Origin of the sequence: Billgrantia sulfidoxydans (genome assembly GCF_017868775.1) — a bacterium.
Classification (GTDB): Bacteria; Pseudomonadota; Gammaproteobacteria; order Pseudomonadales; family Halomonadaceae; genus Halomonas; species Halomonas sulfidoxydans.
The window spans coordinates 2,930,300-2,942,855 of sequence record NZ_CP053381.1 but is presented as its reverse complement, the minus strand read 5'-3'; the positions used below and the strand labels follow the sequence as shown (position 1 = coordinate 2,942,855).

Annotated in this window: 6 protein-coding genes and 4 tRNA genes; 5 read left to right on the top strand and 5 right to left on the bottom strand. The window is 66.6% G+C overall.

What is annotated here, in order from left to right:
• Positions 1–55 precede the first annotated feature (55 nt).
• Complete coding sequence (locus tag HNO51_RS13615) at positions 56–1,951, top strand: SLC13 family permease (protein WP_209537650.1); 1,896 nt, start codon at positions 56–58, stop codon at positions 1,949–1,951.
• A gap of 84 nt (positions 1,952–2,035) precedes the next feature.
• Here HNO51_RS13615 and HNO51_RS13610 read toward each other — a convergent pair whose 3' ends face one another.
• From HNO51_RS13610 to betI, 4 genes are all read right to left on the bottom strand, one after another.
• A complete protein-coding gene (locus HNO51_RS13610; RefSeq protein ID WP_209537649.1) occupies positions 2,036–4,480 on the bottom strand; it encodes an acyl-CoA dehydrogenase in 2,445 nt (814 codons plus the stop codon).
• A 151-nt stretch (positions 4,481–4,631) separates the two neighbouring features.
• Positions 4,632–6,323 carry a choline dehydrogenase gene (betA, locus tag HNO51_RS13605; RefSeq protein ID WP_209537648.1) on the bottom strand — a complete coding sequence of 564 codons (1,692 nt, stop codon included), beginning with the start codon at positions 6,321–6,323 and terminating at the stop codon, positions 4,632–4,634.
• A 10-nt stretch (positions 6,324–6,333) separates the two neighbouring features.
• On the bottom strand, positions 6,334–7,803 hold the full coding sequence (betB, locus tag HNO51_RS13600) for a betaine-aldehyde dehydrogenase (RefSeq protein WP_209537647.1): 1,470 nt from the start codon (positions 7,801–7,803) through the stop codon (positions 6,334–6,336).
• Positions 7,800–8,420, bottom strand: coding sequence for a transcriptional regulator BetI (gene betI / locus HNO51_RS13595; protein WP_197447850.1), 621 nt, complete (start codon positions 8,418–8,420; stop codon positions 7,800–7,802). The genes betB and betI overlap by 4 nt, the downstream gene beginning before the upstream one ends.
• 162 nt (positions 8,421–8,582) lie before the next feature.
• Here betI and HNO51_RS13590 point away from each other — a divergent pair.
• The 4 genes from HNO51_RS13590 to HNO51_RS13575 all read left to right on the top strand — a co-directional run bounded on the left by HNO51_RS13590 (position 8,583) and on the right by HNO51_RS13575 (position 9,086).
• Positions 8,583–8,659, top strand: a tRNA-Met gene (locus HNO51_RS13590).
• A gap of 132 nt (positions 8,660–8,791) precedes the next feature.
• Positions 8,792–8,867, top strand: a tRNA-Asn gene (locus HNO51_RS13585).
• A gap of 30 nt (positions 8,868–8,897) precedes the next feature.
• Positions 8,898–8,973: transfer RNA gene (locus tag HNO51_RS13580), tRNA-Asn, on the top strand.
• Between the two features lie 37 nt (positions 8,974–9,010).
• Positions 9,011–9,086 (top strand) — tRNA-Asn (locus HNO51_RS13575).
• Positions 9,087–9,165: 79 nt separating this feature from the next.
• Here HNO51_RS13575 and HNO51_RS13570 read toward each other — a convergent pair.
• Positions 9,166–12,288 (bottom strand): bifunctional diguanylate cyclase/phosphodiesterase, encoded by a 3,123-nt coding sequence (locus HNO51_RS13570; RefSeq protein ID WP_209537646.1) that lies wholly within the window; start codon positions 12,286–12,288, stop codon positions 9,166–9,168.
• Positions 12,289–12,556 lie beyond the last annotated feature (268 nt).

The window sequence follows — 12,556 nt, the reverse complement described above, 5'->3', positions numbered from 1 at the left end:
GATTTTTTCTCGTGCGGCTGTTGTGCTGGGGCCTGAGTCACCACAGGGAGCGGGTATGGCCGACCATACGTTGGTATTCATCGTGCTGGGACTCACGCTGGCCGCCTTCGTCTGGGGGCGCTTTCGCTTCGACCTGGTGGCGCTCTCGGCGCTGCTGGCCTCGGTGATGCTGGGGCTGGTGCCGGCCGACGAGGCGTTCTTCGGCTTCGGCCATCCCGCCGTCATCACCGTGGCCGCGGTGCTGGTACTCAGCCGCGGGTTCGAACGCTCCGGCGTGGTCGACGTGATCGCCGAACAGGTGCTCAAGGTCGGCGATCGGCTGTTCCTGCAACTGGTGGCGCTGACGACCACGGTGGTGGTGCTGTCCGGCTTCATGAACAACGTCGGCGCCCTGGCGCTGCTGCTGCCGGTGGCCATGCGCCTGGCCCGGGAGCACGACACCTCCCCCTCGCTGCTGCTGATGCCGCTGGCCTTCGGCTCGCTGCTCGGCGGCCTGATGACGCTGATCGGCACGCCTCCCAACATCATCATTTCCACCTACCGTCGCTCCGTGACGGGCGACAGTTTCGGCATGTTTTCGTTCTTTCCCGTGGGGGCGGTCGTGGCGCTGGCAGGACTGGCGTTCATCGTGCTGCTGGGCTGGCGGCTGGTGCCCAGGCGGGCGGGCAAGGCATCCACCGAGGAGATGTTCGATACCGCCAACTACCTCGTGGAACTGAAGGTCACCGAGGATTCCAAGGCGATGGGCTGGACGCTGCGGGAACTGCAGCGGGAGGTGGAGGAGAGCGTGCCGGTGCTGGCCGTGGTGCGCGACGAGCGGCGTTGGGCCGGGCACGCCTTCCTGGGCACCCTGAAGGAGGGCGACATTCTGCTGGTCGAGGCCGGGCCCGAGGAGATGAAGCTGCTCGAGGACAAGGCCGGGCTGCGGGTGGGCTTGGACCCCGAGGAGCAAGAGGCGCAGGAGAATGCAGCGCAGCCGGAGGAGAGCGACGCTGAAGCCTCCAGGACAGATGCCGGACCGGCGCAGGGAAACGACGACAGGACGAGCAAGGAGAACAAGAAGAGCAAATCCGGGAAGACATCGGCCGACACCGAAGGGCTCGAACTGGTCGAGGCGGTGGTACGCAACGACTCCATGATGATCAACCGCACCGTCACCCAGCTGCGCCTGCAGAACCAGTACGGTCTGCACCTGATCGCCGTGGCTCGCGATGGCGGGCGGCTCAAGCAGCGCCTGCGCGACATTCGCTTTCGCGCCGGCGATGTGCTGCTGCTGCAGGGGGGCGAGAGCAACCTTTCCGAGAGCTTGGCGACCTTGGGCTGCCTGCCGCTGGCCCGGCGCAATCTACCGCTGGGTCAGCCACGCATGCTGCTGGTATCGCTTGCCGTCTTCGGCGTGGCCATCCTGGCCATGCTGATGGACTTGCTGCCGGCAGCGGTGGCGCTATCGGCGGCGGCGCTGGTCTCGCTGCTGGTGGGCGTACTGCCGCTGCGCGAGGCCTACCAGGCCGTCGACGGGCCGGTCATCGTGCTGCTGGCGGCCATGCTGCCAGTGGGCCAGGCGTTGGAGACCAGCGGCGGAGCGGCCCTGGTGGCCGAAAGCCTGGTGATGGCAGGCGAGCAGTGGCCGGTGCTCTTGCTGCTGATCGGCCTGTTCCTGATTTCGATGCTGCTTTCCAACGTGATCAACAATGCCGCGGCGGCGCTGCTGATGGCCCCCATTGCCGCCAGCCTGGCCGACGGCTTCGGCGCCTCGGCCGACCCCTTCCTGATGGTGGTCGCGGTGAGTGCGTCGTGCGCCTTTCTCACGCCGATTGGGCACCAGTCCAACACCCTGGTGATGGGGCCCGGTGGCTATCGCTTCGGCGACTATTGGAGGATGGGCTTGCCGCTGTCGCTGCTGGTGCTGGCGGTGGCGATGCCGATGATATTGCTGGTCTGGCCGTTATAAGAGGTCGCGATTCGCTGCTGCGCTCGCTGCTTTGGTCAATAAGACACCCCGGCGCTGGGCCGGGGTTGGTGAGTGGTGCTGACCTTACGCCGCGTTGTGGCGCAGGATGTTGGCCTTGTCGGTGGCGAAGGCGTCGTACTCGAAGTCGTCCACGCTCAGCAGCTCCAGTACCTCGGCTTCGAAGCCGCGCATGAACTCGGCGTCCTCTTCGCTGACCAGACCCTTCTCCCGCGCCGCTTCCAGGCGTGCCTCGGGGTGCAGCGCCTCGCGCGGCAGCTCGCCCTTGGCGTAGGCCTTGTTGACGGTGCGATAGAGCGCCTCGGCGCGATCGTAGTCGGCGAGCAGGGCGTTGTAGCGGGCCAGGGGATTGTCCTTCACGCCGTCGTTCTGCTGCCAGGCCGCCGCGAGCAGCTTGGCGCGCAGCGCGGTGTCGCGTGACACCGCCTGGGCGATCTCGCGGGTCAGTTGGTCGGCGGGGCGCTTCCAGCGCCGTCCCAACGGCATCGTCACGGCGCGCAGCACCCCGGCGAGCGCCCGGTTGGGCAGGTTGTCGAACAGCTCGTCGAAGGCCTGTTCGGCGCGCTGCAGCAGATGAGTGCAGCTGTAGTGGAGCAGAGCGGCCTCGCCTTCCACCTTGTCGCCCTCCTGCCAGTGCTTGAGCACCATCGAGGCGAGATAGAGGTTGGAGAGCACGTCGCCCAGGCGCGCCGAGAGCATCTCGCGCTGCTTGAGCGTGGCCCCGAGGCTGGCCATGGCGGCATCGGCGCACAGGCTGAAACCGGCCGAGAGGCGCGCCATGTCGCGGGCATAGGGTGCAGCGACCGCGTCGAAAGGCACATCCGGCTTGCCGATGCCGAGCCCCATGGTGAAGGCGCGGGCGGCGTTGCCGAAGACCAGGGCGGCATGGCCGAAGAAGGCGCGATCGAAGGCCGGCAAGTCGTTGCTGTCCGAAGCGGCCAGCTCCTCGAGCACGAACGGGTGGCAGCGGATGGCGCCCTGGCCGAAGATCATCAGGTTGCGGGTCATGATGTTGGCGCCCTCGACCGTGATCGACACCGGGTTGGCGCTGTAGCCGATGCCCAGGTAGTTGCGCGGGCCCAGGGTGACCGCCTTGCCGCCGTGGATGTCCATGGCGTCGGAGAGCGCGATGCGCTGGAACTCGGTGAGCTGGCTCTTGAGAATCGCCGAGGGCACCGCCGGCTTCTCGCCGCGATCGATGGTATTGGCGGTCTGGTAGACCGCTGCCTGGGCGATGTACCCCAGCGCGGCCAGGCGTGCCAGCGGTTCCTGCACGCCCTCCATTTCCGCGACGGGGACGTTGAACTGGCGGCGAACGCGGGCGAAGCCGCCGGTCCAGCCCAAGGCGTAGCGCGAGGTACCGCTGGCGCCGGAGGGCAGGGTGATGCAGCGTCCGATGGAGAGGCACTCCACCAGCATGCGCCAGCCCTGTCCGATCATCTCGGTGCCGCCGATGATGGTGTCCAGCGGCACGAAGACGTCCTTGCCCTTGATCGGGCCGTTGAGGAAGGGGCTGCCGATGGGATGGTGGCGCCGGCCGATCTCCATGCCGGCGGTATTGCGCGGCACCAGCGCCAGGGTGATGCCACGATCCTCCTCCTCGCCCAGCAGGTGGTCGGGGTCGAACAGGCGGAAGGCCAGGCCCACCACGGTGGCGATGGGGGCCAGGGTGATCCAGCGCTTCTCGAAGTCGAGGCGCAGCCCCAGTACCTCCTTGCCGTCGATCACCTCCTTGCACACGATGCCGGTGTCGGGCAGCGAGGTGGCATCACTGCCGGCGCGGGGGCCGGTCAGGCCGAAGCAGGGGATCTCGCGGCCGTCGGCCAGGCGCGGCAGGTAGTGGTCTTTCTGCGCCTGGGTGCCGTACTTGAGCAGCAGCTCGCCCGGGCCCAGGGAATTGGGCACGCCCACGGTGACCATCAGCGTCTCGCTGATCGAGAGCTTCTGCAGCACCAGCGACTGGGCCTTGGCCGAGAAGCCCAGGCCGCCGTACTCCTTGGGGATGATCATGCCGAAGAAGCCTTCCTTCTTCAGGTACTGCCACAGCTCCTCGGGCAGGTCGGCGCGCTCCTTGGCGATCTCCCAGGCATTGCACATGCCCGCCGCCACCGAGCACTGGTGATCGATGAAGGCGCGCTCCTCCTCGCTCAGGCCGTCGTCGCGGTAGCTCATCAGCCTGTCCCACCGGGGGCGGCCCGAGAAGAGTTCGCCGTCCCAGGCCACGGTACCGGCTTCCAGCGCAGTGCGCTCGGTGTCGGAGACCTTGGGCGAGACGCGCTTGAACATGGCGAACAGGCGCGGCGTGAGCCACCGGGTGCGCAGCGTCGGAAGCCCGGCCACGGCCACCGCCGCCGCGCCGAGCAGCAGCAGTACGCCAAGCACGGGGGAGACCAGCAGACTCACCAGGCCAAGGCCTCCGAGCATGACCAGGATCGGCATGGCGCCGGCCTCGCGCCGCATCAGCGCCAGCAGGCCAGCGACGGTGAGGATCAGGAGTAACAGGGTGAGCATGTGTTCGGCGCTCCCTTGGTTCATGTTTAGAACGGTTGTTTGAATGTGTCAGCCTAGCCGATCTCCCAAGTGCTGGCCAGTCCTGAGGCGCCTACGAAATGACAGCGCCCTACACGAGACAGGGCGCTGGGTAGGAAGTTAAAGCGCTGCCTTAAATGAGGCGACGCTGGGGCTCGCGCCTGGCCGGGCTGTCGCCGGCCACGTAGTAGGGCGCGTCGGAAGGTGGCAACGGTTCACGGCCGCGGATGCGGTCGGCGATCTTCTCGGCCAACATGATGGTCGGTGCGTTGAGGTTGCCGGTGGGAATCACCGGGAACAGCGAGGCATCCACCACGCGCAGCCCCTCCAGGCCGTGCACGCGGCCCTGGCCGTCGACCACCGCGTCGTCGCCTCCCCCCATGCGGCAGCTGCCGCAGGGGTGGTAGGCGGTCTCGGCGTGTTCTCGCACGAAGGCATCCAGCTCCTCGTCGCCCTGTACGTCCGGCCCCGGCGAGATCTCGCGGCCGCGGTAGGGGTCCATGGCGGGCTGGGCGATGATCTCGCGGGTCAGGCGAATGGCATCGCGGAACTCCTGCCAATCCTTCTCCCTCGACATGTAGTTGAACAGGATGCTGGGGGCCGCCTTGGGGTCGCGTGAGGTAAGGCGAATGCGCCCGCGGCTCTCCGAGCGCATCGAACCCACGTGGGCCTGGAAGCCGTGTGCCTGCACCGCACTCTTGCCGTTATAGCTGATGGCGATGGGCAGGAAGTGATACTGCAGGTTGGGCCAGGGCTCCTCGTCGTGGGTACGGATGAAGGCGCACGACTCGAACTGATTGCTGGCACCGATGCCGCTGCCGAGAAACAGCCATTCCGCGCCGATCTTCGGCTGATTGAACCACTTCAGCGCTGGGTAGAGCGTGATTGGCTGCTTGCACTCGTACTGGATGTACATCTCCAGGTGGTCCTGCAGGTTCTCGCCGACACCGGGCAGGTCGTGCACCACCGGAATGTCGAATTCGCGCAGGTGCTCCGGGTTGCCGACCCCCGAGCGCAGCAGGATCTGCGGCGAGGCGATGGCGCCCGCGCACAGCAGCACCTCACGTCGGGCGCGGACCTGGTGGGCCTGGCCGCGGCGCAGGTAGCGCACGCCCACGGCACGCTTGCCCTCGAACTCGATCACGTCGGTGGTGGCGTGGGTCTCGATGGTGAGGTTGGCGCGCTGCTTGGCCTGGTCGAGGTAGCCGCGGGCGGTGGAGGCGCGGCGTCCTTTGGGGGTGACGAAACGGTCCATGGGGCCGAAGCCCTCCTGCTGGTAGCCGTTGACGTCCTCGGTCTCGGGGTAGCCCGCCTGTACACCGGCATCGACGAAGGCGCGGTAGAGCTCGTTGTTGCCCTCCTTGGGCGTGGCCACGCTGACCGGCCCGTCGCCGCCGTGGTAGGCGTTGGGGCCGATGTCGCGGCACTCGGCCTTCCTGAAGTAGGGCAGGCAGTCGGCGTAGCGCCAGTCCTCGAGCCCAGCCATGCTGGCCCAGTTGTCGTAGTCCAGGGCATTGCCGCGGATGTAGCACATGCCGTTGATCAGCGACGAGCCGCCGAGCCCCTTGCCACGCCCGCACTCCATGCGGCGACCGTTCATGTGCGGTTCCGGGTCGGTCTCGAAGGCCCAGTTGTAGCGCTTGCCCTGCAGCGGGTAGGCCAGGGCGGCGGGCATCTGGGTGCGGAAGTCGAAGCGGTAGTCGGGGCCGCCGGCCTCGAGCAGCAGCACGCTGACGTCCGCGTCCTCGGTGAGGCGGGTGGCCAGCACGTTGCCGGCGGAACCGGCGCCGATGATGACGTAGTCGAATTCACGAATCTGGGACATGGCGATTTCCTCAGAACACCGACTCGAAGGGTCCCATCTCCACCTGCACCGACTTGGTCTGGGTGTAGTGGGCCAGGGTCTCGATGCCGTTCTCGCGGCCCACACCGGACTGCTTGTAGCCGCCCACCGGCATCTCCGCCGGCGACTCGCCCCAGGTGTTGATCCAGCAGATGCCGGCTTCCAGCCGATGGATGGTGCGGTGTGCCCGGGCGAGGTTCTCGGTGAACACCCCGGCGGCAAGGCCGTAGTGGGTGTCGTTGGCGCGGCGGATCAGCTCCTCCTCCTCGTCGAAGGCGAGGATCGACATCACCGGACCGAAGATCTCCTCGCGCACGATGCGCATGTCGTCGGTGCAATCGGTGAACACCGTGGCCGGGGCCCAGGCGCCGCGGGCGAAGTCGCCCTGGTCCAGCGGCTCGCCGCCGATCAGCACGCGGGCACCGTCCTGCTTGCCGTACTCGAGGTAGCCAAGCACCTTGGCCTGGTGTTCGAAGCTGACCAGCGGGCCGAAGTTGATGCTGGGGTCGAGCGGGTCGCCGGCACGAATGCGTGCCACGCGCTCGACGATCTTTTCTTCGAAGGCGGCCTTGACCGAGCGCTCGACGAAGACCCGCGTGCCGTTGGTGCAGATCTGGCCGCTGGAGTAGAAGTTGGCCATCATCGCGGCGTCGGCGGCGCGCTCGAGGTCGGCGTCGGCGAAGACGATCAGCGGCGACTTGCCGCCCAGTTCCATGGTCACGTCCTTGAGCGTCGAGCCGCCGGCCGCGGCCATCACTTTCTTGCCGGTGCCCACCTCGCCGGTGAACGACACCTTGGCGATGCCTTCGTGCGCGGTCAGCATCTGGCCGATGCGGCCGTCGCCATGCACGACGTTGAACACGCCGTCGGGCAGCCCCGCTTCGGTGAAGATCTCGGCCAGCTTCATGGCGGTCAGCGGCGTCACCTCACTGGGCTTGAACACCACGGCGTTGCCCGCGGCCAGCGCCGGGGCCGCTTTCCAGCAGGCGATCTGGATCGGATAGTTCCAGGCGCCGATGGCGCCGATCACGCCCAGCGGCTCGCGGCGGGTGTAGACGAACGACGACTCACGCAGGGGGATCTGGGCGCCCTCGATGGCCGGCGCCAGGCCGGCATAGTACTCGAGCGCGTCGGCGCCGGTGACGATGTCCACCGCGGCGGTTTCGCTGATCGGCTTGCCGGTATTGCGCGTCTCGAGCTCGGCGAGCTCGTCATTCCGCTCTCTCAAGAGTGCGACGGCACGGTAGAGGATGCGGCCGCGCTGCATGCCGGTCATGGCGGCCCAGCGGCGCTGACCCTCCCGGGCCGAGTCGACGGCGCGATCGATGTCGGCCTGGCTGGCCTGCTCGACCTTGGCCAGCAGGCTGCCGTCATAGGGATTGACGACGTCGAAGGTTTCGCCGGACGTTGCCGGCTCCCGACGGCCCGCGATGTACAGGGTCTCGGTGTCGTAAGCGGTCATGCTGTCTCCTTGGTGGACGCAAGGGAGGTGTCGTATCGGGCCAGCAGCTGGTCGAGGTAGGCGTGCGCCAGGCGTCGGGCGCGTGCGGTATCCAGCCCCTCGGGGCTGAGGGTGCCGCGCAGCCACAGGCCATCGATCATGGCGGCCAGGCCGCGGGCGGCATCGCGCGCCGCTGCGTGCGGCATCAGACGACGAAACTGGCAGCACAGGTTGGAGTAGAGGCGCTGGTCATTGACGTGCTGAAGGCGCTGGAGCTGCGGCTTGTGCATGCTGCTGGCCCAAAAAGCGAGCCAGGTCTTGGCGGCCGGACCGATGATCTGGCTGCGATCGAAGTTGCCATCGATGATCGCGCCGATATGCTCACGAGGAGAGCCATTGACGAGCTGGCGACGGCGCTGTGCCACCGCCTCGCCGAGGTCGGTCAGGATCTGGCGCATGGTGGCCTCGAGCAGGCCGTCCTTGCCGCCGAAGTAGTGACTGATGATGCCTGCCGATACGCCGGCATGCCGGGCGATTCGCAGGACCGTGGCATCAGCCAGACCGACTTCGTCGATGGCGGTCATGGTCGCCTTGATGAGCTGGCTACGCCGGATCGGCTCCATACCTGTCTTGGGCACCCGCTGCCTCCTCTTGAGAACGACGCCGCTGGATTTTCCGTCAGCATGGCATTTTTTTATTGAACGTTCAATCAATAAAAAACCGGAGCCGCGCCGGCTTGCTAGCCCGATTCGTTTCGTGCATAATCCTGCCGCGTCGAGGGGTTCGATTCCCGTTCGAAAGGCTACGTAGCTCAGCCGGTTAGAGCACATCACTCATAATGATGGGGTCCCCTGTTCGAATCAGGGCGTAGCCACCAGGTTTCACACATGATGCCCGCGCGACTCCGGTTGCGCGGGCATCGTGCGTTCGAGAGCGGTGTCAGGCCGGCAGAATCCGCCCTTGACCTTATGTGAGCGATCCGTATACTACGCACCGTGTTCACGGCCATTCCCGGATAGCTCAGTCGGTAGAGCAAGTGACTGTTAATCACTGGGTCGCAGGTTCGAGTCCTGCTCCGGGAGCCAAGAACACGAGCTGATCCTGACGCCCGTCATTCCTCGATAGCTCAGTCGGTAGAGCAAGTGACTGTTAATCACTGGGTCGCAGGTTCGAGTCCTGCTCGAGGAGCCATCAGCCCCGCCCTGGGAATCCTTTCCCGTCATGCCGTTCCCGGATAGCTCAGTCGGTAGAGCAAGTGACTGTTAATCACTGGGTCGCAGGTTCGAGTCCTGCTCCGGGAGCCAATCTCCGTCGTCGCCTGCCAGCGACGGGTTTCCATTGCGTGCGCTGCCGCGCAGCCCGGTGGCGTTTTCCGATGTCGTGTCAGCGGTCGAGCCGCATGCCTTGGCGTGCCTCGAGCGCCAGGAAGCGATGCTCGATCTCGTCTGCCGCCAGCGCCGGGCTGAACAGGTGGCCTTGATAGCCCCAGCACCCCTGACGTTTCAGGAACGCCAGCTCTTTCTCGGTCTCCACGCCTTCGGCGATGGTGTGCAGGCCCAAGGTATCGGCCAGGGCGATGATGGCACGTACGATGCCCTGGTTCTTCTCGTCCTCGTGCACCCGCTTGATGAAGCTCATGTCGATCTTGACGGTGTCGATGGGGAAGTCACGCAGGTAGGCGAGCCCCGAGTAGCCCGTGCCGAAGTCGTCGATCGACAGTGCCACGCCGAGGCGTTTCAGCGCCTGCAACGTGGCAAGGGTGTAGTCGAGATCGAACATGGCCACGTGCTCGGTGATCTCCAGTTCGAGGTCGTGACCCGGTACCCTGCTCTCGCCGAGCCAGCGCGTCAACTCGTCAACGAAGTCGGAGCGGGAGAACAGCGAGGCCGAGACGTTGACTGCCACCGGCAGTATTCGGCGCCCCTGGCGTCGCCAGTGTGCCAGCTGTTCGATCACCGCCTCGAGCATCCAGCGATCGATGGCGGCGATCTGGCCACTCGATTCGGCAACGGGTATGAAGTTCCCCGGCGGCACCAGGCCGCGCTCGGGATGCTGCCAGCGCACCAGCGCCTCGAAGCCGATGATGCCGTCATCGGCGATGCCGAGCTTGGGCTGATAGTACGCGCGCAGCTCGTTGCGCTGTATGGCGCCGTCGAGTTCCACCCGTAGGGTTAGTCGGTTCTGCGCCTGGTGCTGCATGTCGCTGGAGTAGAACGCATAGATGCCGCGCCCACGCGCCTTGGCCTGGTACATGGCGGTATCGGCGGCCTGGATCAGCTCGTCGAGATTGGTTCCGTCGCGCGGCGCCTGGGCGATGCCGATGCTGCAGCCGATGTGCACGGGCTGCTCGTCGAGCCGGTAGGGCTGGCGAACGCTGCGGATCAGGCGCTTGGCCAGGGAGCGCGCCTCCTGGCGCCGGCCGGCCAGCAACACCACGAACTCGTCACCGCCGAAGCGGGCCAGGGTGTCGCCGTCGCGCAGCTCGCCCACCAGCCGGGCGGACACCAGCTGCAGCAGGAGGTCACCCTGCTGGTGCCCCATGGCATCGTTGACGTGCTTGAATTCGTCCAGGTCAATGAAGAGCACCGTGAGCGCCAACGGGGCATCGCCCGCCTGCTCGACCGCATGCCGAAAGCGGCTTTCCAGCATCAGGCGGTTGGGTAGGCCCGTCAGGGCATCGTAGTTGGCGAGGTTGAGAATCTTCTGTTCGGCCTCTACCTGGACCGAGACGTCCTCCATGACCGAGATGAAGTGCTCGATCTGGCCGTCCTCTCCGCGTACCGCGGTGATGGTGCCGCGCTGCGGGTAGTGCTCCCCGTTCTTGCGCGAGTTCCAGAATTCGCCGGCCCAGTGTCCTTTCGTCAGCAGGCTGTTCCACAGCGCTTCGTAGAATGCACGGTCCTGTCGGCCGGACTGGAGCAGGCGAGGGTTGTGGCCTATCACCTCCCGCCGGCTGTGACCCGTGATTCGCGTGAAGGAGGGGTTGACGTCGAGAATATGGCCTCTGGCGTCGGCGATGATGATGGATCCATGGCTGTGCTCGAAGACCTCCGACGCCAGCTTCAGGCGTTGACGATCCGCCTGCATGGTCAGGGCAAAAGCGATGTCGCCGGCCAGCTCGTCGAAGAGGCGCACCATATCCGCATCGAAGCCGTCGCGGCGCAGGCTGAACACCGTCAACACGGCCTGTACCGGCTTGTCCTCCGGACGGATGGGAAAGGCTGCCATGGTGCCGGGCTCATTCCCTGGGGGGACGGCGCTCGCGCCTGGCCGCCAGTCGTGTCGAATGACATGGCGACGCTTGGCCTGCGCCTGGTGGACCAGCTCCTCGTCGGGGTGGCACCACTCTCCCGCCGCTAGCAGGCCGCTTCCCTGGCGTGCGCAAATCACGCTGGAGGGTCTATCGGCGCTGCCCGGCCGTGCCGCCTGGAGCGGCGTGATGCAGGCCAGGTAAAAGTCGCTCTCGGCAACGATGATCTCGCACATTCGCTGGTAGAGCTGGGGCGGGGTCAGCTTGAGGTTGATCAGCGCCTGATTGGCGTTGCTGAGCATCTCGTACATGTCGCGCATCTTCTGCACCCGGCGCAGCACGCGATGGCGTTCGTCGATCAGGGCGCCGAGCAGCCAGACGACCATCTGATTGATCAGCAGGAACACCGAGACGGCGATCAGGCTGCGCTGGGCGCTTGCGGGGGTATCGCCGGCTCCCAGCGCATCGGCCACGCTGGCGACCAGGCTGGCCGAGAGCACCACGAACAGGCTGGTCGTCAGGGGGAGTCGTATGGCGACGATCACCAGGAGCGGGGTCAGCAGGAAGCTGTAGGTCGCCAGCGTTCTGCCGGCGGGGTTGCTGACGCTGAAGATCAGGGCCGACGCCAGGCAGGTGAGCGCCCAGAGCGCCACCGATTCCCAGTGGGGCGGGCGTTCGCGAGCCTCGGTCGCTGCGCCGAAGGCGGGTCGAAAGACCAGCACCAGCAGGGGGGCGAAGAGCAGCAGGCCGTTGAGGCGCTGGATGAACCACCACAGCCACTCAGCGAGAAAGTGGCCAGGCGCCTCAAGCAGGCCCAGAGTCGTCAGGCTGGACGACAGCGCTGCCGGCAGCAGGCAGCCCCACAGCAGGAACTGCAGGATGCCCCGCTGCGTATCGGGGCTGCAGCCGTCGGGTGCGATGTGCCGCAGCAGCAGGGCGCCCAGCCAGGCCTGCGCGACCAAAGGCGCGCTGACCCATAGGGCGGCGAGAGGCGGCATGTCCTGAAGGCCGATGCGCAGGCCGGAATCGACCAGCAGGACCGCACCAACCAGGCGGAGCCGCTCCCGGCGATGGGTGGAGGGCAGCACGAGCAGGGCGGCAAGCAGGATGCCCCCCTGCGGCAGCATCAGGCTGAAGCCGTGGTACGGGTTGCGCAGCAGATGCGCCGCCACGGAGAGCGCGGCATAGGCCAGCAGCCAGCTTGGCCAGTGCTGGCTTGCGAATCGAGCCGAGCGTGCCAACCGATGAATCCGCATGCGCATTGTTCCCCTGGGGCGTGGATCGGCGTGGCGGGCCGAGCCCGTGCGACGACCGGAACCTCGGCCATGGCTCGCCAGGCCGTTGCTACGGTCATTCTCGCCGATCCACTGACTTGCGCCATCAACGCAGCGTGGACGAAGCCGAGACAGGCATGCCGTATCGGGCTGATCCTAGCAGGGAAACGCAGGCGAATTGATGACGTATCTCATGGTCCGGCTGGGGTGGGGCTGCCTGAGGCGGCACCGAGGGGAGGGGTGGCAACGC